The organism is Pseudomonas fluorescens, assembly GCF_902497855.1.
Lineage (GTDB): Bacteria > Pseudomonadota > Gammaproteobacteria > Pseudomonadales > Pseudomonadaceae > Aquipseudomonas > Aquipseudomonas fluorescens_BI.
In genome coordinates, this window is the sequence record NZ_CABVHU010000001.1 from 747859 (window position 1) to 774621 (window position 26763).

Annotated in this window: 21 protein-coding genes; 14 read left to right on the top strand and 7 right to left on the bottom strand. The window is 62.2% G+C overall.

Features of this window, described 5'->3' with window-relative positions; translation table 11 throughout:
- Positions 1 to 47 precede the first annotated feature (47 nt).
- Positions 48 to 1889, top strand: a complete 1842-nt coding sequence (locus F8N96_RS03435; protein ID WP_150796572.1) for a nitric oxide reductase activation protein NorD — start codon at positions 48 to 50, stop codon at positions 1887 to 1889.
- A gap of 23 nt (positions 1890 to 1912) precedes the next feature.
- On the opposite strand, the gene F8N96_RS03440 is transcribed toward F8N96_RS03435, so the two are convergent.
- On the bottom strand, positions 1913 to 2104 hold the full coding sequence (locus F8N96_RS03440; protein ID WP_150796869.1) for a protein DnrP: 192 nt from the start codon (positions 2102 to 2104) through the stop codon (positions 1913 to 1915).
- A 5-nt stretch (positions 2105 to 2109) separates the two neighbouring features.
- A complete protein-coding gene (locus tag F8N96_RS03445) occupies positions 2110 to 2793 on the bottom strand; it encodes a Crp/Fnr family transcriptional regulator (protein ID WP_150796573.1) in 684 nt (227 codons plus the stop codon).
- 467 nt (positions 2794 to 3260) lie between these two features.
- On the opposite strand from F8N96_RS03445, the gene F8N96_RS03450 reads away from it, so the two are divergent.
- A complete protein-coding gene (locus F8N96_RS03450; protein WP_150796574.1) occupies positions 3261 to 4451 on the top strand; it encodes an NnrS family protein in 1191 nt (396 codons plus the stop codon).
- Positions 4452 to 4479: 28 nt separating this feature from the next.
- Positions 4480 to 4917 (top strand): CopD family copper resistance protein, encoded by a 438-nt coding sequence (locus tag F8N96_RS03455; RefSeq protein WP_150796575.1) that lies wholly within the window; start codon positions 4480 to 4482, stop codon positions 4915 to 4917.
- A 193-nt stretch (positions 4918 to 5110) separates the two neighbouring features.
- Here F8N96_RS03455 and ytfE read toward each other — a convergent pair whose 3' ends face one another.
- Positions 5111 to 5785 carry an iron-sulfur cluster repair protein YtfE gene (gene ytfE / locus F8N96_RS03460; RefSeq protein WP_150796576.1) on the bottom strand — a complete coding sequence of 225 codons (675 nt, stop codon included), beginning with the start codon at positions 5783 to 5785 and terminating at the stop codon, positions 5111 to 5113.
- Positions 5786 to 5940: 155 nt separating this feature from the next.
- Between ytfE and norR the strand changes: the two genes are divergently transcribed.
- From norR to ubiT, 7 genes are all read left to right on the top strand, one after another.
- A complete protein-coding gene (gene norR / locus F8N96_RS03465; protein ID WP_150796577.1) occupies positions 5941 to 7470 on the top strand; it encodes a nitric oxide reductase transcriptional regulator NorR in 1530 nt (509 codons plus the stop codon).
- Positions 7471 to 7548: 78 nt separating this feature from the next.
- Positions 7549 to 8196, top strand: coding sequence for a pyridoxamine 5'-phosphate oxidase (gene pdxH, locus F8N96_RS03470; protein ID WP_150796870.1), 648 nt, complete (start codon positions 7549 to 7551; stop codon positions 8194 to 8196).
- 236 nt (positions 8197 to 8432) lie between these two features.
- On the top strand, positions 8433 to 8987 hold the full coding sequence (moaB, locus tag F8N96_RS03475; RefSeq protein WP_150796578.1) for a molybdenum cofactor biosynthesis protein B: 555 nt from the start codon (positions 8433 to 8435) through the stop codon (positions 8985 to 8987).
- Positions 8984 to 10219: a gephyrin-like molybdotransferase Glp gene (gene glp / locus F8N96_RS03480; RefSeq protein WP_150796579.1), complete on the top strand. Its 1236-nt coding sequence runs from the start codon at positions 8984 to 8986 to the stop codon at positions 10217 to 10219. The genes moaB and glp overlap by 4 nt, the downstream gene beginning before the upstream one ends.
- 122 nt (positions 10220 to 10341) lie before the next feature.
- On the top strand, positions 10342 to 11337 hold the full coding sequence (gene ubiU, locus F8N96_RS03485; protein ID WP_150796580.1) for a ubiquinone anaerobic biosynthesis protein UbiU: 996 nt from the start codon (positions 10342 to 10344) through the stop codon (positions 11335 to 11337).
- 10 nt (positions 11338 to 11347) lie between these two features.
- The gene (locus tag F8N96_RS03490; protein WP_150796581.1) at positions 11348 to 12238 is read left to right on the top strand and encodes a U32 family peptidase; all 891 of its coding nucleotides are present in this window, start codon (positions 11348 to 11350) and stop codon (positions 12236 to 12238) included.
- The gene (ubiT, locus tag F8N96_RS03495) at positions 12232 to 12702 is read left to right on the top strand and encodes a ubiquinone anaerobic biosynthesis accessory factor UbiT (RefSeq protein ID WP_150796582.1); all 471 of its coding nucleotides are present in this window, start codon (positions 12232 to 12234) and stop codon (positions 12700 to 12702) included. Before F8N96_RS03490 ends, ubiT begins: the two co-directional genes overlap by 7 nt.
- A gap of 2012 nt (positions 12703 to 14714) precedes the next feature.
- Here ubiT and F8N96_RS03505 read toward each other — a convergent pair.
- From F8N96_RS03505 to F8N96_RS03520, 4 genes are all read right to left on the bottom strand, one after another.
- Positions 14715 to 15113 carry a putative zinc-binding protein gene (locus tag F8N96_RS03505; RefSeq protein ID WP_150796583.1) on the bottom strand — a complete coding sequence of 133 codons (399 nt, stop codon included), beginning with the start codon at positions 15111 to 15113 and terminating at the stop codon, positions 14715 to 14717.
- A 75-nt stretch (positions 15114 to 15188) separates the two neighbouring features.
- On the bottom strand, positions 15189 to 15863 hold the full coding sequence (locus F8N96_RS03510) for a Crp/Fnr family transcriptional regulator (RefSeq protein WP_150796584.1): 675 nt from the start codon (positions 15861 to 15863) through the stop codon (positions 15189 to 15191).
- Between the two features lie 86 nt (positions 15864 to 15949).
- Complete coding sequence (narL, locus tag F8N96_RS03515; protein WP_150796585.1) at positions 15950 to 16597, bottom strand: two-component system response regulator NarL; 648 nt, start codon at positions 16595 to 16597, stop codon at positions 15950 to 15952.
- Complete coding sequence (locus F8N96_RS03520; protein ID WP_150796586.1) at positions 16594 to 18396, bottom strand: HAMP domain-containing protein; 1803 nt, start codon at positions 18394 to 18396, stop codon at positions 16594 to 16596. The genes narL and F8N96_RS03520 overlap by 4 nt, the downstream gene beginning before the upstream one ends.
- A gap of 303 nt (positions 18397 to 18699) precedes the next feature.
- Between F8N96_RS03520 and F8N96_RS03525 the strand changes: the two genes are divergently transcribed.
- The 4 genes from F8N96_RS03525 (at position 18700) to narH (ending at position 26762) form a co-directional block, all read left to right on the top strand.
- Positions 18700 to 20004 (top strand): MFS transporter, encoded by a 1305-nt coding sequence (locus F8N96_RS03525; RefSeq protein WP_150796587.1) that lies wholly within the window; start codon positions 18700 to 18702, stop codon positions 20002 to 20004.
- On the top strand, positions 19982 to 21379 hold the full coding sequence (locus F8N96_RS03530; protein WP_150796588.1) for a NarK family nitrate/nitrite MFS transporter: 1398 nt from the start codon (positions 19982 to 19984) through the stop codon (positions 21377 to 21379). Before F8N96_RS03525 ends, F8N96_RS03530 begins: the two co-directional genes overlap by 23 nt.
- Positions 21380 to 21448: 69 nt before the next feature.
- Positions 21449 to 25222: a nitrate reductase subunit alpha gene (locus F8N96_RS03535; protein ID WP_150796589.1), complete on the top strand. Its 3774-nt coding sequence runs from the start codon at positions 21449 to 21451 to the stop codon at positions 25220 to 25222.
- Position 25223: 1 nt separating this feature from the next.
- Positions 25224 to 26762 (top strand): nitrate reductase subunit beta, encoded by a 1539-nt coding sequence (gene narH, locus F8N96_RS03540; RefSeq protein ID WP_150766228.1) that lies wholly within the window; start codon positions 25224 to 25226, stop codon positions 26760 to 26762.
- Position 26763 lies beyond the last annotated feature (1 nt).

Below are 26763 nucleotides of genomic sequence, written 5' to 3' on the forward strand. Positions count from 1 at the left end.
GGCTGGTACAGCGGGCCGTTTTACCTTGGTTTTCAGAGGAAAAAACCATGGCCTTTACCGTTGAACTGGAAGAGTGGGTCGGCAGTGTCTGGCATCGCTTCATCACCCGGCGCGCCAGCCCGGATTTCCCCGAAGCACGGGTCGAACTGGCCAGCCAGCAACGTCCGCTGGCACTGTTGTTCCGCGCCATGGGCGGTGCCAATGGCATCGGCGTCGAAGCCGCCAGCGACCGCGACCTGCTGCTGCGGCGCAATGTGCTGCAGCAGATCGCCGGCACCTGCAAGCAGGTACCGCTGGCGTGGTGCGACGCGGCCAACCTGCGGCTGCCGTCGAGTCTCGCGGTGTTTCCCGAAGCGGCACTGAACCAGGAGCTCTATCGCTGGCTTGCGTTGCTGGCGGCACAAGCCGGCCAGATGCGCCATTGGGGGCGGGACAATCAACGCTGGACGCAACAGTTGCTGCGGCGCTATCCCGCATTGCGTGCGCGGTACACACGCCTGGTCGATGCCCACCTGCAACTTCGACCGGATCCGGCGACCTTGAATGCCGGCGAAGCAGCCCTGGAGCGAGCGTTATGCCAGGCGTTGCGCGAGCCCGGCAGTGTCGAACACTTTCCCCGCAGCGAACGGGCGGCCTGGCCGCTGCCGCTGTGGTTATACCCGCCGCAAAACCTCGCCAGCCCCCAGGCTGCCGACCTCGGCGACGAGTCCGAAGAATCGCTGACGACCCCTCCCGGTGAGCACAAAGGCGCAAGTAAACGCGCCAAACGCGTCGATGAAGGCACCCGCGACGGCGGGTTATTGATCGTGCGCCTGGAGAACCTGTTCAGCTGGACCGAACACGTGGACCTGGATCGCTGGTCGGACGACAGCGACAACCCGGACGCCGCCAGGGTCGCCGAAGACCTGGATGAGTTGAGCCTGTCGCGCACCCGCTTGCGCAAGGGCGGCGGCCTCAAGCTGCACCTGGATCTGCCCCCGGCGGATGTCGACGACATTCCCCTGGGCGAGGGCATCAAGTTGCCTGAATGGGACTATCGCAAACAGCAGATGCAGGAGGCCTTCGTCAATCTGCAAATGATGGTGCCCCGCGACTGTGAGGCGCAGCCATTGCCGTCGCGGCTCAAGGCTTCGGCGCATCGTTTGCGGCGCCAGTTCGAGCATCTGCGCAATGACCGCCAGTGGTTACGCCAGCAACCCCAGGGCTCGGAACTGGACATGCAGGCCTGGCTGGATTTCCACGTCGAGCGCGAGCATGGCCAGTGTGCCGAACGCGGTCTGTTCATGGAGCAACGCCAGACCCGCCGCGACCTGGCGTGCCTATTGCTGGCCGACGTGTCGATGTCGACCGACGCGCACCTGAACGATGAGCATCGGGTGATCGATGTGATCCGCGACACGCTGCTGCTGTTCGGTGAAACCCTGTCGGTGCTGGGTGATGATTTCGCCCTGTACGGATTTTCCTCGTTGCGCCGCCACCAGGTGCGGATGCAGGAACTCAAGTCCTTCACCCAGCGTTACGACGACAACACCCGCGGTCGCATCCAGGGGCTCAAGCCGGGTTACTACACGCGCATGGGCGCGGCCATACGCCAGGCCACGCAACTGCTGGGCAAGAGCAAGCGCCGCAGCAAACTGTTGCTGCTGCTCACCGATGGCAAACCGAACGATCTGGATTTATACGAGGGGCGCTACGGTGTCGAGGACACCCGCGAGGCGGTGCTGGAAGCGCGGCGCCAGGGGTTGACGCCGTTCTGTATCACGATTGATCGCGAAGCCGGGGATTACCTGCCGTACATGTTCGGTGCCAATGGCTACACCTTGATCCGCCAGCCAGAACAGCTACCCCTGCGCTTGCCGCAGTTGTACCGCCAGCTGACCCAGCCTTGAGCCCCGGCTTGAGCAACGCAGCATCAGCCGATGCTGCGCGGCAGCCAGAAAAACATGATCACGCAGAAAATCGTCAGGCCCACGCAAAACCACATGAACCGGCGCTGCCGGCGTTGCCCGGCGCGTTCGGCCAAGGCCGGCAGGGGCATACCGCATTGGCGGCATTCGTCTTCTCCAGCGGGGTTGGCGTGTTGGCAATACAGGCAGACGGGCATGTCACTCACTCGAACTGTTCCAGGCGCAGGCGGTCGAGAATGGCGATCTGGCGGCCGTCCTGGGTGATGATGTTTTCATCGATCAGGCGGCGGATGATCCGCGAAAAGGTTTCCGGCTGGATCGACAAATGCCCGGCAATCAGCTGCTTGGCCATCGGCAGTTCGAACTGGTTGTTAAGGGTTTGCTGGCGCACCAGCTGCGTCAGCAGGTAACGCACCACCCGGTGGGTGGCGTTTTTCAGCGACAGGGTTTCGATTTCGTTGACCCGTTGATGCAGGCGCACACACAGCTTGCCCAGCAGCGCAAACGTCAGTCGGCTGTTGCTTTGCAGCAGGCGCATGTAGGTGTTGTTGGATAACCGGTACAACTGGGTGGGGCAGATCGCTTCGGCCGAGGCGACATAATTGGGAGTGTCCATCAGCATCATCGCCTCGGCAAAGGTTTGCCGATCGCCGATGACCTCGAACACCTTTTCCTGCCCATCGGGTGTCAGGCGGTAGATCTTCACCGCGCCGGCGATCACGAAGTAGAACGAGTCTGCCGGCTCACCCTGGCGGAACAGAGGTTCGCCCTTGTCGATGCTCAGCAAGTGGCTGGTACTCATCAATTCATCCAGCTGTTCTTCGTTCAACGGCTCGAATAGATGATGACTGCGCAAAATCTGATGATGGACGCGGTGAAGCACCATGGGAATTCATCCTGAGAAATGAAGGGGGAGGGCAATCAAGTCAGACGAGGCCAAGGGAAACGCCGCTGGCCAGGGCCAGGACCGAGGTCAACACCACAAACCAGGCCAAGGGCTGGATGACTTTTTTCATGACGACTCCTGGGGAGGATTCTTTGATTTGCAAAAGCTTGAGCAAGACGCGGGCCATGCGCGCAAGCCTTTGTTTATTGAGGCGACCAAGGCAAAGGGTCAAAAAGACCCTAAGCTTTAGGGTAATTAAAACCCTTTAATGGTTATTTATACCCTGGTTCGAATCACTGCTGTGGTCAATGGGCCCGGCCTGGCAAGGATCGGTGCGGGGGCACGCCCCTTGCACACTTGATCTGCGACAACTGCAATTGATCGGCAATACCCGATAATTGCAGCCTGATTGACCTCGGCGCGCGAAGGTCGGCGCCAGGTAGGCAACAAGGCAGAGGAGAGGTTTTATGCAGGTGCTTGACCGCCGCAAAGCGATGGCTATTGCGCCCTTGTTACGACTGGCCTTTCGGCCATTTTTTCTCGCCGGCTGCCTGTTGGCCGTGCTGGCCATTCCGCTGTGGCTGGCCGCTTTCAGCGGTTCGATCGCCGACTGGCAACCGGCCGGGGGGTGGCTGGGCTGGCATCGACATGAACTGCTGTTCGGTTTCGGCCTGGCGATTATTGCCGGCTTTCTGCTGACGGCCGTGCAGACCTGGACCGGTCGCCCCGGCATCAGCGGCACACCGCTGGCGGCGCTGGCGCTGCTGTGGTTGTCGGGGCGAGTGGCGTGGCTGGTCAATGCACCGTTGCCGTTGCTGGCGTTGCTGGAATTGGCATTCCCGCTGGCGGTGGCCGTGCTCATGGGGTTCACCCTGTGGAAGGTGCGGCAGAAACGTAACTACCCGATAGCGGTGGTGTTGCTGTTATTGGCGGCGGCCGACGCCTTGTCCCTGTACGGCCTGCTCGAAGGTCATGAAGGCTGGCAGCGCCAAGGCGTGCTGACCGGTCTTTGGCTGGTGGCGGCGATGATGGGCTTGATTGGCGGGCGCGTGATTCCGTTCTTCATTCAGCGCGGCCTCGGCAAGGTTGAAGGCGTTACCCCCTGGCCGTGGCTGGATTGGCTGCTGCTGATCGGTTCGCCCCTGGTGGCGTTGTCGTATGCCGCGGGCTCGGCGCTCGAGCCCAATCTGTGGGTAGGCCTGTTATTCGCCGCGTTGGCCGCCGGGCATCTGGTGCGCCTGGTGCGCTGGCATGATCGCGCACTCTGGCGCGTGCCGCTGCTGTGGTCGTTGTACCTGGCTTATGGCTGGTTGGCGGTGGCTTGTCTGGGGATGGCGCTGTGGCATTTTGGCGTACCGATCAATGCGAGCCTGGCGGTGCATTGCCTGACCATCGGCGCCATGGGCGGCCTGGTGCTGGCGATGATCGCACGAGTCAGTCTCGGGCATACCGGCCGGCCTCTTGAACCGCCGTCGGGCATGACCCTGGCGTTTATCCTGCTCAACCTGGCGTGTCTGAGCCGGGTGGTATTGGTCCTGTTCCTGCCATTGCCCGCGTTGTGGCTGGCCGGCCTGTGCTGGGCGCTGGCGTTCGGGCTGTACGCCTGGGGTTATGGGCCGATGCTGTTGCGGGGCCGGGTCGATGGGCATCCGGGATGAGCCTGCACGTGAATGGAGGCGGCTGCTGATGTATCCCTTTTTACTGGTCACGCATTTGCTGGCAGCCATCGCCTTCATCGGCACGCTGTTTTTCGAGGTGGTGATCTGGCATCGAGCCCGCGAGCAGTTGGCCGATACCGCGCAATCGACGGCGGACCAGGCGATTGCAGTGCGCTCGCGCAAGGTGCTGCATGGCGTGGTGGTCCTGTTGTATGGCGCCGGCATTGCGCTGGCCTGGCAACATCGCGGTGTATTGAGCCAGCCGCTGGCCAGCAGTTTTGGCACCTTGCTGAGCCTGAAGATCGTGTTGGCCTTGAGCATCATCGGCCATTACCTGTTGCTGGCGTACTGGCTGAAAAGCGCGCGGCTGACCGTTAGCCGCGCGAGCTGGATTCGCCGCAGCATCCTTGGGCACATGGTGCTGATCGTGATCCTGGCCAAGACCATGTTCTATTGGCAGGGTTGATCGCGCTGGAAGATGTGTGGGTCAGTTCATACTGTAGGAGCGAGCTTGCTCGCGATGGTCGTTAACGATAACGCGTGTTTACTGGTTAAACGCGGCGCTCTTGAGTCCATCGCGAGCAAGCTCGCTCCTACAGGGGACGGTATTCCAATGTGGGAGCGAGCTTGCTCGCGAATGCGGCGTTACGGGTTGACGATCAGTGAAGGGGTTTGAGGGCGTTGATGAACAGCACGTTGTTTTCCAGATGGATGTGTTGCATCAGGTCGTCCTTGAACTCCAGCAACCCGCGATAGAGCGCGCGCCAGGTGTTGCAGGCATCGGCCGGTGGAATGATGTGGTTGGTCAGCAGCAGCAGCTGGTCCAGCGCCTGGCCATGTTGATCATGTTCGAAGCGCAGCACCTGGATCGGAGGCGCGGCCTGAAGGCCGATGCCCTGTTGCAGCATCGGGAACAGCACTTGTTCCTCCTTGAGCATGTGCCCTTCGAGTTCCTGTTGCATGTCGGTCAGCAGATCGGCCAGGCCATTGGGGCAGCTGCTGCGGGCGCCATGCACCTGCTCGACACGGCGAGCCAGGCGGATCAGTTCCGGCAGTTGCTCGCGGTGGCGGGCGTGATAGCGCGCCAGGAGGTGGGCGATCAACGTCTCCGACGGTTCGTTGCGCCAGTCGTGCTGGGTGTCGCCGGCGTCTTGCAGGTCGTGCAGGGCATCGGCGATCAGCAGCGGATCGAGATCCTTGCCAAGGGCCGCTTCGCGCAGGCTTTTATGCCCGCCGCAACAGAAGTCCAGTTTGAAGCTGTGAAAGATCCGGGTGGCGCCGGGAATGTCGCAGGCCAGTTGGCCGAGGCTTTGTTCGAGCAGGGTCTGGCTCATCAGGGGTTCCTTGTATGGATTTCAACGGTTCCCCAGGCTCGTTGCACCCGGCATGCCATAGTCAACTGATTGAAAAGCATCGATGTTTTTTTAATTGTGGTGATAGTCACCCTGACGCTTTAGGGTGAATCCAACCAAAGAGGGTACTTACTACCATGTTGCGTGAAAGCCTGGCGGCCGACCTGATTGTCGAGTTGCCCAATGCCGTACGGTTGCAACGACTGGTCCAGACCCTGCGCGAATACTTCAACAGTGGCGCTGTGGGATTGTTGCGCCTGGATGACGACAGCCTCAGGCCGGTGGCGACCGTGGGGCTGGTGCATGAAGCCCTGGGGCGGCGCTTCGTCATCGCCCAGCATCCGCGACTGGCGGCGATCATGGCGTTCCGCGAGCCGGTCTGGTTCGAGCCCGACAGTCGCCTGCCGGATCCTTACGACGGCTTGCTCGACGGCCACGTCGGCGAACCGTTGCCGGTGCATGACTGCATGGGCGTGAGCCTGTACGTGGAAGGGCGGATCTGGGGCGCGATCACCCTCGATGCGCTGCACGCCGGAACCTTCGACAGCCAGGCCCGGGAGGAACTCAAGCGCTGCACGCTGCAGATCGAGGCCGCCGTGCGGGTGACCCGGCTCGAGCAGGAAAACCGCAGCTTGCGACTGTCCCGCAGCGATACCCTGGACCTGCGCATGCCCGTCGAGGAGGGCGAGATCCTCGGCCAGAGCGAGGTCTTGCATCAGCTGCTCAATGAGCTGGATGTGCTGGCCGACTCCGAACTGCCGGTGTTGCTGTTGGGCGAGACCGGCGTCGGCAAAGAGCTGTTCGCCCGGCGCTTGCACCGGCTTTCACGGCGCAACCACAAGCCGCTGATCCAGGTCAACTGCGCCGCCTTGCCGGAGTCGTTGGCGGAGAGTGAATTGTTCGGCCATGTCAAAGGCGCCTTTTCCGGCGCCACCAGTGACCGAGCCGGACGCTTCGATGCGGCCAACGGCGGCACGCTGTTTCTCGACGAAGTCGGAGAGTTGCCCTTGGCGGTGCAGGCGAAGCTGTTGCGTACCTTGCAAAATGGCGAGATCCAGCGCCTGGGCGCCGACAAGCCGTTGCACGTCGATGTGCGCATCATCGCCGCCACCAACCGGCACCTGCCGGACAGCATTCGCGAGGGCCTGTTCCGGGCCGACTTGTATCACCGGCTCTCGGTGTACCCGGTGCCGATTCCGCCCCTGCGCGAGCGGGGTAACGATGTGTTGATGCTGGCCGGGCATTTCCTTGAGCTCAACCGGGCGCGGCTCGGCCTGCGCGGCTTGCGCCTGTCGCCGCCGGCCGAGCGCGCGCTGCTGGCGTACACCTGGCCAGGCAACGTGCGGGAACTGGAGCATGTGATCAGTCGAGCCGCATTGAAGCAGCTGAGCCGAGGCAGCAGTCGCACCTTGATCATGACGCTGGAACCGGAAATTCTCGATCTCGACAGTGCAATGGGGGCGCCGGGGGCGATGGTCGAGCCGCTTGAGGAGTTGATAGCCGATGCGCCGTTCCAGCCCTTGGGGGAAGCCGTGAACGATTACCAGCGCAAGAAAATCCTCCAGGCCCTGGCCCTGTCCGGGGAAAACTGGGCCAGCGCCGCGCGGATCCTGGAAGTCGATCCGAGCAATCTGCACAAACTGGCGCGGCGCCTGCGGCTCAAGTAATCGACAGTGTTGATGGCGGTCAAGGTGGTTTTGCGCAGTGCCTCGCACACTGCGCAGAACCCTTCGGAGATCGATGTCATGCCCCTGTCCCTGGCTCAATTGCGTCGTAACTACACCCTTCATGGCCTGCAAGACGAAGCGGCGCCGGAGGATCCGCTGGCGATGTTCCGGCAATGGCTGCAACAGGCCCGCGACACCGAGTGCGCGCCGGTCGAGGCCAATAGCATGGTGCTGGCGACGGTCGACAGCGACGGACGACCGCACTGCCGGGTGCTGCTGCTCAAGGGGCTGAGCGATGAAGGCTTTACTTTTTTCGGCAATTACCAGAGCGACAAGGGCCAGCAACTGGCCGCAAATCCCCATGCCGCGATGACTTTCTTCTGGCCGGGACTGGAACGGCAGGTGCGCATCGAAGGCCAGGTGTCCAGGCTCGACCCGCAGCTCTCTGACGCGTACTTCGATTCCCGCCCGGTGGCCAGCCGCCTCGGCGCCTGGGCTTCACCGCAAAGCCGACCGCTGGCCAGTCGCGCAGCCCTTGAATCCATGCTGGCGCACACCATCAAACGCTTCGTCGGCCACAGCGTCTCGCGGCCTGAGCATTGGGGCGGCTACTGCCTGCACCCGAACCGGCTCGAGTTTTGGCAGGGCCGTGCCGATCGGTTGCATGACCGGCTCGATTACCGGTTGCGCGATGGCGTGTGGCAGCGGACTCGCCTGGCGCCTTGAGCAGATCGGCTAGCAATAGAGAACACTGTGGGAGCGAGCCTGCTCGCGAATGCGGTGTGTCAGTCCCATCAGTTTCGACTGACACACCGCATTCGCGAGCAGGCTCGCTCCCACAGGTTTTGTGCCTGACGCATTATCCGTATTGCCCTGTGGAGGTACCTCCAACGAGGAATAGGCCCGCGCGCCATTCCGGTTCAGGCTTCGGGCCATACCCTCATCTACGGGAAGACCTGGACATGGCCCATCTGGCGCAACGTACTTTCGAACCCCTGAACATCGCCGTGCTGACCATCAGCGATACGCGCACCTTCGACACCGACAGCTCGGGACAGACCCTGACCGATTTGCTGCAGACCGCCGGGCACGTACTGATCGATCGCGACCTGGTCAAGGACGACGTTTATCAGATCCGCGCCAAGGTCTCCCAGTGGATCGCCGACCCCCGGGTGCAAGTGATCCTGATGACCGGCGGCACCGGTTTCACCGCTCGCGACAACACGCCGCAAGCGGTGTTGCCGTTACTGGACAAACACGTGGACGGCTTCGGTGAACTGTTCCGCCAGGTGTCGCTGGCGGAGATCGGCATGTCCAGCCTGCAGTCCCGGGCGCTGGCCGGGATGAGCAACGGCGTGCTGGTGTGCTGTGTGCCGGGTTCGCCGGGGGCCTGCCGCACCGCCTGGAACCAGATCCTGCTCGAACAGCTGGACAGCCGCACCGGCCCGTGCAACTTCGCTCCACATCTGAAGCCGCAGGCACAACAACTGATCGACGCCTGCGAGACACGCCCATGAGCGCCCGGGTGTGCGACCTCGGCAGTCTGATGCCGGTGGACGAGGCCATCCGCCGTCTGCTGGATCAGGCACCGCCGCCGCCCCCGGGGCAGATGATCGATCTGGATCAGGCCCTGGGCCGGGTACTGGCGTGCGATATTCATTCCCCGGTGAACCTGCCGGCCTGGGACAACAGCGCCATGGACGGATACGCCCTCAGGGCCGCCGACCTGCCGGCGGAGGGTGGCTGGCTGGCGCTTGGCGGGCGAATTGCCGCGGGCGACCAAGCCTGTTCACCCTTGCTCGCGCAACAGACGGTGCAGATCTTCACCGGAGCGCCATTGCCCTCGGGTGCCGATACGGTGGTGCCGCAAGAGCGCTGCCGGGTAGAAGGCGAGCGCGTGCGTTTCCCGGCGGTGGGCCTTGGCGATCACGTGCGCAGGCTGGGCGAGGAAGTCCGCCGCGGCGACCTGTTGCTCCAGGCCGGCAAACGCCTGCGCGCCCAGGAAGTGGGCTTGCTGGCCGGCGCCGGTATCGCCCGGGTCGAGGTCTACCGGCCGCTGCAGGTGTGCCTGCTCAGCAGTGGCAATGAGCTGCGCGAGCCGGGCGAGGCCTTGGCACCGGGGCAGATCTACAACAGCAATCGCCATTGCCTGGCCGCGTTATTGCGCGGCTGGGGTGTCGAGGTGCACGACTATGGCGTCATGGCCGATGAGTTGGCGGCCAGTCGACACGCGTTGAGCCTGGCCTCTTCGGAATGTGACCTGCTGCTCAGCTCCGGGGGCGTCTCGGTCGGTGAGGAGGATCATCTCAAACAGGCGATCGAGGAACTGGGTCGCATCGATTTCTGGCGCCTGGCCATCCAGCCGGGCAAACCGCTGGCCTTCGGTGAAGTGGCCGGCAAACCCTGGATCGGCATGCCGGGCAATCCTTCGGCGGCGCTGATTACCGCGTTGGTGGTGGTGCGTCCGTTGCTGCTTCGGGCCCAGGGGGTGACTGATGTGTTGCCGCTGCCATTGAGCGTACCGGCCGGGTTCGACTGGCTGCTGCGCAACAAGCGTCGGCAGTATTTGCGGGCACGGCTGACCCCCGGCGCTGACGGCCAGTTGCGCGTGGAGCTGCACCCGCAGCAAAGCTCGGCGATGTTGACGGCCGCCTGTTGGGCCGACGGCCTGGCGGTGATCGAGTGCGAACAGCAAGTGCTAAAGCACGACAACGTGATGTTCCTGTCCTTCGCCGACCTGATGCATTGAGGGCAATTGATTGCCGTCAAGGCCATGGCTGCCGGTCTCGCTAGACTGGCAGCGCCTTTTTCGCCCGGTGCGCCACAGGCGTCGATGGACGGGCGAGACGCGATTTCCCATGAGGATTACCCATGCAACTGGTCTGCCCGGCAGGGAACCTGCCTGCGCTTAAAGCGGCGGTGCGCCAAGGCGCGGATGCCGTCTATGTCGGCTTTCGCGATGACACCAATGCCCGGCATTTCGCCGGGCTGAACATGGACGACAAGCAGTTCGACGCCGCGGTCGCCCACATCCGCCAGCATCAGCGCAAACTCTACGTCGCGGTCAACACCTACCCGCAACCCAAGGGCTGGGAGCGTTGGCAGCGGGCGGTGGATCGCGCCGCCGATTTCGGTGTGGATGCCTTGATCGCCGCCGACCCCGGGGTGCTCAACTATGCCAGCCAGCGCCATCCGCAACTGGCGTTGCACCTGTCGGTCCAGGGCTCGGCGACCCATGCCGCGGCGCTGCAATTCTATGCGCAGCGCTACGGCATCCGGCGCGCGGTGCTGCCACGGGTGTTGTCCCTGGCGCAGGTTCGCCAGGTCGCCGCCAGCAGCCCGGTACCCATCGAAGTCTTTGGTTTCGGCAGCCTGTGCATCATGGCCGAAGGGCGTTGCCATCTGTCTTCCTACATTACCGGCGAGTCGCCGAACCTGTGCGGGGTCTGTTCGCCGGCCAAGGCGGTGCGCTGGAGCGAAGACGCCGAAGGCTTGAGCGCACGCCTCAGTGAAGTGTTGATCGACCGCTATACCCCCGACGAACCGGCCGGTTACCCGACCCTGTGCAAAGGCCGCTTCCTGGTCGGCGGCAAACGCTTCCATGCCCTGGAGGAACCCACCAGCCTCGACACCCTGGACCTGCTGCCGGAGTTGACGGCCATCGGCGTCGAAGCGGTCAAAATCGAGGGCCGCCAACGCAGCCCGGCCTATGTCGAACAAGTCACCCGCGTCTGGCGTGCGGCACTCGATGCCCACCGTGGCGCGCCGGCCAGTTTTCGGGTCAAGGACGAATGGCGCCGGGTGCTGGCCGGTCTTTCCGAAGGCAGCCAGACCACCCTGGGTGCTTATCATCGATCATGGCAATGAGGGACGGCACATGAAGCTCAGCCTTGGACCTGTCCTGTTTTACTGGGACAAACAGCAACTCAGTCAGTTTTACGCCGAGATGTCGGCCTTGCCCCTGGACGTGATTTACCTGGGGGAAACCGTGTGCTCCAAACGCCGGTCCTTTTCCCTGGATCAATGGCTGGGATTGGGGCGCGAACTACAGGAATGCAGCCAGGCACAGTTGGTGATCTCCAGCCTGACCCTGATCGAGGCGGCGTCCGAACTCTCCAGCCTGCGCCGGCTCTGCGACAACGGTCAGTTGCTGGTGGAGGCCAACGACATGGGCGCGGTGCAGTTGCTGGCCGAGCGCAAGCTGCCGTTCGTGGGCGGCCCGGCGCTGAATCTGTACAACGGTCATGCACTGGCGCAACTGTTGGACAGCGGCATGATCCGTTGGGTACCGCCGGTGGAATGCTCGGCGGCGCTGATCGGCGATGTGCTTGGCCAGGTGCGGGAACTGGGGCGTGCGGTGCCGCAAGTTGAAATTTTCGCTTATGGGCATTTGCCCTTGGCCTATTCCGCACGCTGCTTCACGGCTCGGGCGGAAAACAAGCCCAAGGACGACTGCCAGTTTTGCTGCATCAACTACCCCGATGGCCTGGCGTTGACCAGTCAGGAAGGGCAGGCGTTGTTCACCATCAACGGCATTCAAACGATGTCGGCCGAGGTGACCAATCTGCTGGCGGATTACGCCGGGCTGGTGGCCTGCGGTGCCGATCTGTTGCGCCTGAGCCCGCGGGCTGAAGGCATGGCCGAGGTGGTTGCCGCCTATCAGCGGGTTCGTCTGGGCGAGATGCCGCCGTTGTTCGTCGAAGGTTGCAATGGTTATTGGCATGGCCAGGCCGGCATGTTGCGCGTCGAGGAGGTCGGCCTGTGTTGAATCGTAAAAAGTGGTTGTTGAAAGGTGCCGACCGGTTATTGCCGCTGGTGCGTCGAGTGCCCTTTGCGGTGCAGCGCCTGGCGTTGCAGCAGGCGCTCAATCGCTGTCTGGCCGAGCCGTTGCGCGAGGGCGAATTTGAAGTGTTGCGCGGGCGCTGGCTGTGCCTGCGGATTCCGGATCTGGGTTTGTCCTGGTACTTGACGCTCAGCCGGGAAGGCTTGCGGATTGCCGGGCATGCCCCGGCGGATGTGACCATCAGCGGCAATTGGCGCGAGTTTCTGCTGCTGGCCAGCCGTCAGGAAGACCCGGACACGCTGTTCTTTCGCCGGCGCCTGGTGATCGAGGGTGATACCGAGCTGGGGCTGGCGTTGAAGAACCTGATCGACAGCCTGGATCCTGATGTGTTGCCTGTGTGGTTGTGGCGCAATCTGGAGCGGGCGGGGAAGGGCTTGGCGGCAGGTTGACCAACACATAACCCTGTAGGAGCTGGCTTGTCGGATCGCCGCACCGCAGCGAAGGCGGCCTCAAGCCTTGCAGCGCCCATGAAGTCGCCTTCGCCGGCAAGCCGGCTCCTACAGGGTTTGGCGTGTCCACAATCCAGCGGTTCGCAACTGATCATATAGGAGCTGGCTTGCCAGCGAAGGCGGCCTCAAGCCTTGCAGCGCCCATGAAGACGCCTTCGCCGGCAAGCCGGCTCCTACAGGGTTTGGCGTGTCCACAATCCAGCGGTTCGCAACTGATCATATAGGAGCTGGCTTGCCAGCGAAGGCGGCCTCAAGCCTTGCAGCGCCCATGAAGACGCCTTCGCCGGCAAGCCGGCTCCTACAGGGTTTGGCGTGTCCACAATCCAGCGGTTCGCAACTGATCATATAGGAGCTGGCTTGCCAGCGAAGGCGGCCTCAAGCCTTGCAGCGCCCATGAAGACGCCTTCGCCGGCAAGCCGGCTCCTACAGGGTTTGGCGTGTCCACAATCCAGCGGTTCGCAACTGATCATATAGGAGCTGGCTTGCCAGCGAAGGCGGCCTCAAGCCTTGCAGCGCCCATGAAGACGCCTTCGCCGGCAAGCCGGCTCCTACAGGGTTTGGCGTGTCCACAATCCAGCGGTTCGCAACTGATCATATAGGAGCTGGCTTGCCAGCGAAGGCGGCCTCAAGCCTTGCAGCGCCCATGAAGACGCCTTCGCCGGCAAGCCGGCTCCTACAGGGTTTGGCGTGTCCACAATCCAGCGGTTCGCAACTGATCATATAGGAGCTGGCTTGCCAGCGAAGGCGGCCTCAAGCCTTGCAGCGCCCATGAAGACGCCTTCGCCGGCAAGCCGGCTCCTACAGGGTTTGGCGTGTCCACAATCCAGCGGTTCGCAACCGATCATGTAGGAGCTGGCTTGCCAGCGAAGGCGGCCTCAAGCCTTGCAGCGTCCATGAAGTCGCCTTCGCCGGCAAGCCGGCTCCTACAGGGTTTGGCGTGTCCACAATCCAGCGGTTCGCAACCGATCATGTAGGAGCTGGCTTGCCAGCGAAGGCGGCCTCAAGCCTTGCAGCGTCCATGAAGTCGCCTTCGCCGGCAAGCCGGCTCCTACAGGGTTTGGCGTGTCCACAATCCAGCGGTTCGCAACTGATCATGTAGGAGCTGGCTTGCCAGCGAAGGCGGCCTCAAGCCTTGCAGCGCCCATGAAGACGCCTTCGCCGGCAAGCCGGCTCCTACAGGGTTTGGCGTGTCCACAATCCAGCGGTTCGCAACTGATCATGTAGGAGCTGGCTTGCCAGCGAAGGCGGCCTCAAGCCTTGCAGCGCCCATGAAGACGCCTTCGCCGGCAAGCCGGCTCCTACAGGGTTTGGCGTGTCCACAATCCAGCGGTTCGCAACTGATCATGTAGGAGCTGGCTTGCCAGCGAAGGCGGCCTCAAGCCTTGCAGCGCCCATGAAGACGCCTTCGCCGGCAAGCCGGCTCCTACAGGGTTTGGCGTGTCCACAATCCAGCGGTTCGCAACTGATCATGTAGGAGCTGGCTTGCCAGCGAAGGCGGCCTCAAGCCTTGCAGCGCCCATGAAGACGCCTTCGCCGGCAAGCCGGCTCCTACAGGGTTTGGCGTGTCCACAATCCAGCGGTTCGCAACTGATCATGTAGGAGCTGGCTTGCCAGCGAAGGCGGCCTCAAGCCTTGCAGCGCCCATGAAGACGCCTTCGCCGGCAAGCCGGCTCCTACAGGGTTTGGCGTGTCCACAATCCAGCGGTTCGCAACTGATCATGTAGGAGCTGGCTTGCCAGCGAAGGCGGCCTCAAGCCTTGCAGCGCCCATGAAGACGCCTTCGCCGGCAAGCCGGCTCCTACAGGGTTTGGCGTGTCCACAATCCAGCGGTTCGCAACCGATCATGTAGGAGCTGGCTTGCCAGCGAAGGCGGTACAACAGTCGACATCAATGTTGAATGTGCCACCGCCTTCGCCGGCAAGCCGGCTCCTACAGGGGTTCTTCGTTGGCTGTCAGGCCATTGTTTCCTGTTGGCTTTCATGCCGCAGGGCATCAGTGGCAATCAACTGCCTGATCACTTCAAACAACTCCTCGCCCTGCGCCTGCGTGCATTCCTCGCCATTGCGTTTGCGCAGGCCGTGCTGGTTGAGGATCAGGTGCACATCTGCGTGCAGGTCATGCTGCTTCAAGCAGTTCGCCACACATTCCAGCGCACAACCGTCCAACGCAAAGATCCGCCTACCCGAGGCCGCCTTGTTGACCAGCGCCGCCACGTGCCCGCCGACCCCGACGATGCAGGACATTTCCGCCAGGCCGCTGCGATCGAGGCGCACGGCCAGGGTGTTGGCCAGCTGGGCCACATTGCTGCAGCCTGAGCAGGCGTAAACCAAAGGCAAGGTTGAACGGGGCATGGGCACTCTCCATGGGATGGACTGGTCCAGTGTGCAACGCCGGCGGCATTGCGCAATGACTGTGGTCAATTGCATCTATTGAAATGCTGCCAGGTCCTCTTCGGCGAGGATGCTGATATTGCGCCGCTCCATGGCGATCAGGCCGCTTTCGACCAGCCGATGCAGGATCCGCGAAAAGGTTTCCGGCTGAATCCCGAGTTTGGACGCCACCAGGCGTTTGGAGACCTGCAGGACGATCCGGTTGGTGAGCGGGTTGCGCTCCTGGAACAGGAAATGGATCACCCGCCGGCTCGCGCTGGTCATGGTCAATGTATCGATGTCGCGCAAGCGCAGGTGCAGGTGCACACTCATGCTCGCGAGGATGGCCAGGCACACCTTCGGCTGCTCCTCCAGGGCGCTGCGGTAATGGCTGCCCTCGATACTCACCAGCACGCTGTCCTTCAGCGCCGTGGCGCTCACCGGGTACAACCGGGCCTGGCTGAACAGCAAGGCTTCGGCAAAGGTCTGGCCGGGCTGGATGATTTCCACCAGGTTTTCCTGGCCTTCGCCGGTAAGCCGGTACAGCTTGATCTGGCCGCTGACCAGCAGGAAAAAGCGCTTGGCAGGATCCCCCTGGTGCATGAGCGTGCTATGACAACTCAGGCGCTTGAGCATGGCCAGGGCGCAGACTTCCTCGAAGATTTTCTCCGGCAGTTGGCTGAACAGGTGGTGCCGGCGCAACGTTAAAACGATGGAAGGGTGGGTCAGCATGGCGTACCTCCGCTGACGGTCATAGTAAAGAACACGAGGCAATTGCCCTATGCCTCTGCAGGATTACCTCGAAAGAGGCATGTCCCTCAGCCCGCACTGCGCAAGTGCTCCATGGCCCACACCGCCGCCTCGACCCGCGAGCGCAAGCCGAGTTTGTGCAGCAGGTTCTTGACGTGAACCTTGACCGTGCCTTCGGTGATGCCCAGCTTGTGCCCGATGACCTTGTTGCTGAAGCCGCTGGCGATGGTTTTCAGGACCTGGCGTTCACGCTCGGTCAGCTCCACCACGGCCTGGCGCGGCGGCGAACGCAGCGCCTGGGCCATGACTTGGGTCAGGCCCGGGCTGATCACCAGCGCACCGTGCAAGGCATCGCGGATGTACTGCACCAACAGTTCGGGCTCCATGTCCTTGAGCAGATAGCCGTCGGCGTCCAGGCGCAGTGCGTCGCGAATATCGTCTTCGGCGTCCGAGACCGTGAACAACAGCACCTTGCCGCTGTAGTGCGTCGCCCGTAATTGACGCAGGGTTTCGAGGCCGTTCATTTGCGGCATGTTGTTGTCGAGCAGCACCAGGTCCGGTCGCAGCGGCTCGATCAAGGTGAGGGCTTCTTCGCCGTGGCTGGCTTCGCCGACGATCTCGAAATCATCTTCAAGCTCGAGCATCTGGCGGATGCCGTGACGCATCATCGGATGGTCGTCGACCAGCAGGATTCGGTGTCGCGGGGACGGGGTCATGTGACGCTACCTTCTGTTTGCTGCCCAAGAAACTCCGGGCGGAATTCCAGCTGGACGCGGGTGCCCTGGGGCGCCCTGGAAATAATCTGCAATTGGCCGCGCAAGCTGCGCGCCCGCTCATCCATGATGTTCAGGCCGTGGTGTTCGCGCTGATCGACCTTGCCGCTGAACCCGCGCCCGTCGTCTTCGACGCTGAGCCTGACGGTTTCACCGTCCTGACGCAGTTCGAGCCAGGCGCTTTGCGCATGGGCGTGGCGCAGGCAGTTGGAGAGCGCCTCGCGGGTGATCTGCAAAATATGGATTTGCTCGCTGGCCGATAGCTGAAAAGCCAATGCGTCGACGTGCAGGTGCACCTGGAAATCCCCGCGCCGGGAAAACTCCTCGGCGGTGTCCTGGAGTTCCTGGACCAGCCCCGCATCGTGGATCTGCAAGCGAAAGGTGGTCAGCAGCTCGCGCAGTTGGCGGTAGGCGTTGTTCAGCCCCTCGCGCAGTTCCGCCGTGACGTTTTCCAGGGTCTCCACCGGCTCGCCACGGCGCATCAGGGTCTGCAGGCGACTGACCTGCAGCTTCATGTAGGACAGGGCCTGGGCCAGTGAGTCATGCAGCTCGCGGGCGATGATCGTACGCTCGTCGAGCAGCAGCAGGCGGTGATCCTGTTCCCGCTGGCGCTTGAGCGAGAGCGAGGTGCCGATCAGGTTGGCCAGGGCCTGGATCAGCTGGGTTTCCCAGGCTTGCGTGGGATGGCCGTCGACAAAATGCGCCTTGAGTTCCCCCAGTTCGTTGCCCTGGTTGCTGATGCTGAAGGTTTGCGGGCTGGCTGTATGGTGCTTCTGGCAGGTGGCGCAATCGCTGCTGGCGCACACTTCGCGGATGTTCGCGCCATGCAGGGCGAGCAACTGCTGGGCCGGCGCCTGGGATTGCCCTTGCAGGCACAGCGACAGGCGCAACCCCGGCAGGCGTTGCTGGAAGCGCCGGATCAACTCATCCAGGCCTTCGGCATTGGCCAGGCGTGTGGCCAGGCTGCGGCTGCTCTGATACAGCAGCTCGAGGGCGGCATTGGCTTGCTGCAGGTTCAGGGTTTTTTGCCGCACCTGACTTTCCAGGGTGCGGTGCGACTCTTCGATCGTCTCGGCCATGGCGTTGAAACTCATGGCCAACTGGCCCAGTTCGTCCTGGGATCGATGATTGACCCGCACCTTGAAATCACCGCGACGAAAGCGCTGGGTGGCCAGCACCAGCTCCTGCAGGGGCGTGATCACGCTGTACTGCAGTTCATACAAGCCGATCAGCAGGACGATCAGGGTGGTGAACAGGGCCAGACCCTGGATCACCTGTTGCCAGCCCTGCTTTTGTTCACTGCGGCGTTGCAACAGGCTGACGAACCGGTTCAGTTGTTCGACGAAGGGCAGGGCGTTGGCCTGGAAGGCCGCACCATCGCCCCGTTCCAGTGCCGGGCGCAAATGCTCCATCCAGTACTGCTGGAGTTGCCCGTAGCTGATTTGCAAAGCGGTGTTCGGCCCATCTTCCAGCACCGCCTTGAGTGAATGGCTGTTGAGGCGATTCTGCAGGCTGTCGGCAACGATGGCGATGTCTTCGCTGGAGGCGCCTGCCGCCAGTTTCCAGCTCAGGTGGTAGGTCTCCATGCGCACGGAACCGGCGGTGTTGATCGCCGCCGCATCGCCCTGGCTGAACCAGGCGATCAGCCCGGCGCTCAATGAGCTGGCGAGGGCGAGCACGGCGATCAGGATCACCGCCAGCCCGGCGCGAGCGGGCAGGGAGCTGCGCAACCAGCGAATCATCAACGCCGACTCGGGAAAAAATCAGGAATACAGAGCATATGGCGCACCAGAACAGGTTTTGCCGCCGATCCCGGGCGCGCTACCTCTAAAGAGTTGTCGACTGATCCCTGTCAGCAAAAACCGTGGAAGAAAAGCCCAAGCCCCTGATAAACCAAAGGTTTCAAGCCTTTGCAGGACTACCTCCTTGGAGGTAGACCGCACAAGCATAGGCCTGTGCCCCCATGGACTACGTTGACATGGATCAAGTTTTTGCGGGGTCGGCCTCTCTAGTCTGCAGCCGTGGCTAACTGACTGGAGAGCATCGTGACCCAACCCCGTGTACGACAAGGCCTGGTGCTGGGCATGAGCACATTGGCCTTCACTGTCTGTTTCATGGTCTGGATGATGTTCGCCGTGCTCGGGGTGCCGATCAAGGAACTGCTCCAGCTCAATGAAACCCAGTTCGGCCTGCTGGCCGCGACCCCGGTGTTGACCGGCTCGCTGGTGCGTTTGCCCCTGGGCCTGCTGACCGACCGCTTTGGCGGGCGCAGCGTGTTCTTCCTGCTGATGCTGTCCTGCGTCGCTCCGCTGTACCTGACCAGCCACGCCACCGCCTACTGGCAGTTCCTTGTGCTGGGCTTGTTCGTCGGCCTGGCCGGCGGCTCGTTCTCGGTGGGGATTGCCTACGTCGCCAAATGGTTCGACAAGGAGAACCAGGGCTTCGCCATGGGCATCTTCGGCGCCGGGAATGCCGGGGCCGCGGTGACCAAGTTTCTCGCCCCGGCGCTGATCGCTGCCGGCAGTTGGCAGCTGGTGCCAAAGGTCTTCAGCGCGATCCTCTTTATTACTGCGTTGTTGTTCTGGTTCCTCAGTGCCGAAAACAAGGACCACCGCAGTGCCACCGGCGCGACGTTGCGCGAGCAACTGAGCTCGCTGAAAGACCCTGCGGTGTGGCGCTACTGCCAGTACTACTCGATCGTTTTCGGTGGTTATGTCGCCCTCGCGCTGTGGATGACCAAGTACTACGTGCAGGAATACGGTTTCAGCCTGCAAAGCGCGGCGCTGCTGGCGGCCTGTTTTTCCCTGCCCGGCGGCGTGCTGCGTGCGGTCGGCGGCTGGATGTCGGATCGCTGGGGTGCGCAAAGCGTGACCTGGTGGGTGTTGTGGGTCAGCTGGATCTGCCTGTTCCTGCTCTCGTATCCCCAGACCCAGCTGCAAGTGCAAACGATCAACGGCCCGGTGGATTTCCACATCGGCCTCAATCCCGCGCTGTTCACCGTGCTGCTGTTCGTCATGGGCATCGCCTTCGCGTTCGGCAAGGCCTCGGTCTTCAAGTACATCGCCAACGACTACCCGAAAAACATGGGCGCGGTGTCCGGCATCGTCGGCCTCGCCGGTGGCCTGGGCGGCTTCGTGTTGCCAATCCTGTTCGGCGCCCTGGTGGACCTCACCGGCGTGCGCTCTTCCTGCTTCATGTTGATGTACGGCGTGGTCTGGGTCTCCCTTACCTGGATGTACTTCAGCGAGATACGCAAAAGCCCGGTGCTGGGTAAAGCGCCGCTGCTGACCCCGTCCCCGATTTCCAGCATTGCCCTAGGAGAAGAACATGTCCGTTCTGCAAAAGCCTGACAAAGGCCCGGTCATTCATGACTGGCGCCCCGAGGACCCAGCATTCTGGGGGCGTAGCGGCAAACAGACCGCCACGCGCAACTTGTGGATTTCCATTCCTGCGCTGCTGTTGGCCTTTGCGGTGTGGATGGTCTGGAGCACGGTGATCGTGCGTTTGAACGCCATCGGCTTCAGCTTCACCACCGACCAGCTGTTCTGGCTGGCGGCATTGCCGGGGCTGTCCGGGGCGACCTTGCGCGTCTTCTATTCCTTTATGGTGCCGATCTTCGGTGGCCGTCGCTGGACGGCCCTGAGCACCGCATCGCTGCTGTTGCCCTCGATCTGGATGGGCTTCGCCGTGCAGGACCCGAGCACCTCCTACAGCGTGTTCGTGTTGATTGCCTTGCTCTGCGGTTTTGGTGGCGGCAACTTTGCATCGAGCATGTCCAACATCAGCTTCTTCTATCCCAAGTCGCAGCAGGGCACGGCGCTTGGCCTGAATGCCGGGCTGGGTAACCTGGGCGTCTCGGTGATGCAGTTCTGCGTGCCGCTGGTGATTACCTTCGGTGTGTTCGGTTTCATGGGCGGCTCGCCGCAAGCCCTGCCGGACGATGGCCAGCTGTGGTTGCAGAACGCCGGCTTCATCTGGGTACCGTTTATTGTCCTGGTGACGGTGCTGGCCTGGTTCGGCATGAATGACCTGTCCAGCGCCCGCGCTTCCTTCAGCGAGCAGGCGGTCATCTTCAAACGCAAACACAACTGGCTGATGTGCTGGTTGTACCTGGCAACCTTCGGTTCGTTCATCGGTTTCTCCGCCGCGTTTCCGCTGCTGATCAAGACCTCGTTCCCTGATGTCATCGCGTTGAAGTTCGCCTTCCTCGGCCCGTTGGTCGGTGCGCTGGTACGCCCATTGGGCGGCTGGCTGGCGGACAAGCTCGGCGGCGCGAAAGTGACCTTGTGGAACTTCGTGGCGATGATCGTGATGGTCTTCGGCGTCATGCACTTCCTGCCGCAGAACGGTGAGCCCGGCAACTTCTACGGCTATCTGGGCATGTTCATGCTGCTGTTCATTACCACGGGCATCGGCAACGGTTCCACCTTCCGCATGATCCCGGTGATCTTCCGCACCCAGCATGAAAAAGCCTCGGCCGGAAAACCACCGGCAGTACGCGAACAAGCCTTGAAAAACGCGGGCAAGGAATCCGCTGCGGTCCTGGGCTTCAGTTCGGCCATGGGCGCCTTCGGTGCGTTCTTCATTCCCAAATCCTTCGGCACTTCGATGGCCCAGACCGGCGGCCCGGAGATGGCCTTCTACATGTTCGTCGGCTTTTACCTGAGCTGCATCGTGGTGACCTGGTGGTGGTACGCGCGCAAAGGCGCAGCGACTCCCTGCTAAGACGACCCGAATCCAACCATTGCGTGGGCGGGGCACAGAACCCCGCAGCAAGCCTGAGAGGACTACACCGTGAGTCATTTACTGGATCAACTGAAGTTTTTCAATCGCAAGCAAAACGAGTTTTCCGAAGGTCATGGCGAGACCCGCAAAGAGTCTCGCGACTGGGAGAACGTCTACCGCTCGCGCTGGCAGTACGACAAGATCGTGCGGTCCACCCACGGGGTGAACTGCACCGGCTCTTGCTCGTGGAAAATCTACGTGAAGAACGGCCTGATCACCTGGGAAACCCAGCAGACCGACTACCCGCGTACCCGTAACGACTTGCCGAACCATGAGCCCCGTGGCTGCCCCCGTGGCGCCAGCTACAGCTGGTACATCTACAGCGCCAACCGGCTCAAGTACCCGAAAATCCGCAAGCCGTTGCTCAAGCTCTGGCGCGATGCGCGGCTAACCATGGCGCCGGTGGAAGCCTGGGCCAGCATCGTCGAGGACAAGGTCAAGGCCGACTCCTATAAAAGCAAACGCGGCATGGGTGGCTTCATTCGTTCCAACTGGGAGGAAGTCAACGAGATCATCGCTGCCGCCAACGTCTATACGATCAAGCAATACGGCCCTGACCGGATCGTCGGGTTCTCGCCGATCCCGGCCATGTCGATGGTCAGCTATGCCGCAGGTTCGCGTTACCTGTCGCTGATCGGTGGCGCCTGCCTGAGTTTCTACGACTGGTACTGCGACTTGCCACCGGCCTCGCCGATGGTCTGGGGCGAGCAGACCGACGTGCCGGAATCGGCCGACTGGTACAACTCCAACTACATCATTGCCTGGGGCTCCAACGTCCCGCAGACCCGTACTCCCGACGCGCACTTCTTTACCGAAGTCCGTTACAAGGGCACCAAAACCGTCGCGATCACCCCGGACTACTCGGAAGTCGCCAAGCTCACCGACCTGTGGCTGAACCCCAAGCAAGGCACCGATGCGGCGCTGGCCCAGGCGTTCAACCATGTGATCTTCAAAGAATTCCACCTGGACAAACCGAGCGCCTATTTCACCGACTACGCCAAGCGCTTCACCGATTTGCCAGTGCTGGTGCTGCTCAAGCAAATGGTCGACAAGGCACCGGGCGCCGGTTACCAGCCGGACCGCTTCCTGCGCGCCAGTGACCTGACCGACAACCTCGGCCAGGAAAACAACCCGGAATGGAAAACCATCGCCCTCGATGCCAGCGGCGAACTGGTGTCCCCTCAGGGCTCCATCGGTTATCGCTGGGGCGAGAAGGGCAAGTGGAACATCCTGCCCCGTGAAGGCGGCGAAGGCCGTGAGATCGATCTGAAACTGAGCCTGATCGGCGATGACGTGGCCGAAGTGGCGTTCCCGTATTTTGCCGGCGAGTCCCACGAGCACTTCCAGCACGTGGCCGGCGATGCCGTGCAATACCGCCGCGTGCCGGTGCATAACGTGGTGCTGGCGGACGGCAGCGTGGCCAAAGTCGCCACCGTGTTCGACCTGTCGGCTGCCAACCTGGCCATCGACCGCGGCCTCGGCGGCGACAACGTCGCCAAGGATTACGACGACGCCTCGGTGCCCGGCACCCCGGCGTGGCAGGAACAGATCACCGGCGTCAGCCGTGAGAAAGCCATCCAGATTGCCCGTGAGTTCGCCGACAACGCCGACAAGACCAAGGGCCGCTCGATGATCATCGTCGGCGCGGCGATGAACCACTGGTACCACATGGACATGAACTACCGCGGGCTGATCAACATGCTCATGCTCTGCGGGTGTGTCGGCCAGACCGGTGGCGGTTGGGCGCACTACGTCGGTCAGGAAAAACTCCGTCCGCAATGCGGCTGGCTGCCCCTGGCGTTCGGCCTGGACTGGAACCGTCCGCCTCGCCAGATGAACGGCACCAGCTTCTTCTACGCCCACAGTTCGCAGTGGCGCCACGAGAAAATGAGCATGCACGACGTGCTCTCGCCACTGGCCGACAAATCGCAATTCCCCGAGCATGCGCTGGACTACAACATCCGCGCCGAACGCGCCGGCTGGTTGCCCAGCGCACCGCAACTCAACACTAACCCTTTGCACATTTGCCGCGACGCGGCTGCGGCCGGCATGGACCCGAAAGACTACGTGGTCAAGTCGCTGCAGGACGGTTCGCTGCGCTTCTCCTGCGAACAGCCGGACAGCCCGGTCAACTTCCCGCGCAACATGTTCATCTGGCGTTCCAACCTGCTGGGCTCCTCGGGCAAGGGCCACGAGTACATGCTCAAGTACCTGCTGGGCACGAAGAACGGGGTGATGAACGAAGACATCGGCCAGGTCGGCGACTGCAAACCCGAAGAAGCCGAATGGGTGGACGAGGGCGCCATCGGCAAGCTCGACCTGGTCACCACGCTGGACTTTCGCATGTCCTCGACCTGCGTCTATTCCGACATCGTGTTGCCGACCGCGACCTGGTACGAAAAAGACGACATGAACACCTCGGACATGCACCCGTTCATTCACCCGTTGTCGGCGGCGATCGACCCGGCATGGGAATCGCGTTCCGACTGGGAAATCTACAAAGGCATCGCCAAGGCGTTTTCCAGCATGTCCGAAGGGCACCTGGGCGTTGAGAAGGACCTGGTGACCATCCCGCTGATGCACGACAGCGTCGGCGAACTGGCCCAACCGTTTGGCGGCACCGACTGGAAAAGCGACGGCGTGGCACCGGTGCCAGGCAAGAACGCACCGAACCTGCATGTGGTGGAGCGTGACTACCCGAACATCTACAAGCAGTTCTCGTCTCTCGGGCCATTGCTGGAAAAACACGGCAACGGCGGCAAAGGCATCAACTGGAACACCGAAGACGAAGTGAAATTCCTCGGTGAACTCAATCACAAAGAAGGCGATGCCGGTATCAGCCAGGGTCGGCCGAAAATCGACACGGCCATCGACGCCGCTGAAGTGATTCTGTCGCTGGCGCCGGAAACCAACGGCCAGGTGGCGGTCAAGGCCTGGGCCGCGCTGTCGGAATTCACCGGCATCGACCACAGCCATCTGGCGCTGTCCAAGGCCCATGAGGCGATTCGTTTTCGCGACATTCAGGCACAGCCACGCAAGATCATTTCCAGCCCGACCTGGTCGGGTCTCGAAGACGATCACGTCAGCTACAACGCCGGCTACACCAACGTTCACGAAGGGATCCCATGGCGCACCATCACCGGTCGCCAGCAGTTCTACCAGGATCACCCGTGGATGCAGGCGTTCGGCGAGCAATTGATGAGTTATCGGCCGCCGGTCAACACCCGCACCATCGAAGGGGTGAAAGGCAAGCGCAGTAACGGCCACAAGGAAATCGTCCTGAACTGGATCACCCCGCACCAGAAGTGGGGCATCCACAGCACCTACAGCGACAACCTGCTGATGCTCACCCTCAGCCGTGGCGGGCCGATTGTCTGGCTCTCGGAGAACGACGCGAAAAGCGCCGGCATCGAGGACAACGACTGGATCGAGTGCTTCAACATCAATGGTGCACTGACCGCCCGTGCGGTGGTCAGCCAACGCGTCAAGGACGGCATGGTGATGATGTATCACGCCCAGGAACGGATCGTGAACGTGCCCGGTTCGGAAACCACCAAGACCCGTGGCGGCCACCACAACTCGGTCACCCGCGTTGTGCTCAAACCGACCCACATGATCGGCGGCTATGCCCAGCAGGCCTACGGTTTCAACTATTACGGCACGGTCGGTTGCAACCGCGATGAATTCGTCGTGGTTCGCAAAATGTCCAAAGTCGACTGGCTCGATGGTTCAAGTGGCGATGACCTGCCACGTCCGCTGCCAACCGATATCGAGGAGAACTGAGATGAAGATTCGCTCACAAATCGGCATGGTTCTGAACCTGGACAAATGCATCGGTTGCCACACCTGTTCCATCACCTGCAAAAACGTCTGGACCAGCCGCGAAGGCATGGAATACGCCTGGTTCAACAACGTCGAATCGAAACCCGGGATCGGCTACCCGAAAGAATGGGAAAACCAGGACAAGTGGAAAGGTGGCTGGATCCGCAATGCCAACGGCACGATCAACCCGCGCATCGGCGGTAAATTCCGTGTATTGGCGAACATTTTCGCCAACCCGGACCTGCCGAGCCTCGACGATTACTATGAGCCCTTCGACTTCGATTACCAGCACCTGCACACCGCGCCGCTGGGCGAGCATCAGCCCACCGCACGTCCGCGTTCGCTGATCTCCGGCAAGCGCATGGAAAAAATCGAGTGGGGCCCGAACTGGGAAGAAATCCTCGGCACCGAATTCGCCAAGCGTCGCAAGGACAAGAACTTCGACAAGATCCAGGCGGACATTTACGGCGAGTACGAAAACACCTTCATGATGTATTTGCCGCGCCTGTGCGAGCACTGCCTCAACCCGACGTGCGCCGCGGCTTGCCCGAGCGGGGCGATCTACAAGCGTGAAGAAGACGGCATCGTCCTGATCGACCAGGAAAAATGCCGTGGCTGGCGCATGTGCATCAGCGGCTGCCCGTACAAGAAGATCTATTTCAACTGGAAAAGCGGCAAGTCCGAGAAGTGCATCTTCTGCTACCCGCGGATCGAAGCCGGGATGCCGACCGTTTGCGCGGAAACCTGCGTCGGGCGCATCCGTTACCTCGGTGTGCTGCTGTATGACGCCGACCGCATCAGCGAAGTGGCGAGCACCGCCAATGAGCAGGACCTGTACGAGAAGCAACTGGAGATTTTCCTCGATCCGAATGATCCGGCGGTAATCCGTCAGGCTCTGGAAGACGGTGTGCCGCAGTCGGTGATCGACTCGGCCCAACGTTCGCCGGTCTACAAAATGGCCGTGGACTGGAAACTCGCGCTGCCGCTGCACCCGGAATACCGCACCTTGCCGATGGTCTGGTACGTACCGCCACTGTCGCCGATCCAGAACGCCGCCACGGCCGGCACCGTCGGCATGAACGGGGTGATCCCGGATGTCGACAGCCTGCGCATTCCACTGAAGTACCTGGCCAACCTGCTGACGGCGGGCGATGAAAAACCGGTCAAGCGTGCTCTGAAACGCTTGCTGGCGATGCGTGCCTACAAACGTTCCGAGCAGGTCGACGGTGTTCAGGACCTGCAAGTACTTGAGGATGTCGGCCTGAGCGTGGCCCAGGTCGAGGAGATGTACCGCTACCTGGCGATCGCCAACTATGAAGACCGCTTTGTGGTGCCGAGTGCCCACCGCGAGGACGCCATGAGCGACGCCTTCGCCGAGCGTTCCGGTTGCGGCTTCAGTTTCGGCAGCGGCTGCAGCGGCAGTTCCGACACCAACATGTTCGGCGCCAAGAAGGCCAACCGTCGCGACATCCTGAAAACCGTGCAGTTGTGGGAGGAGTGAG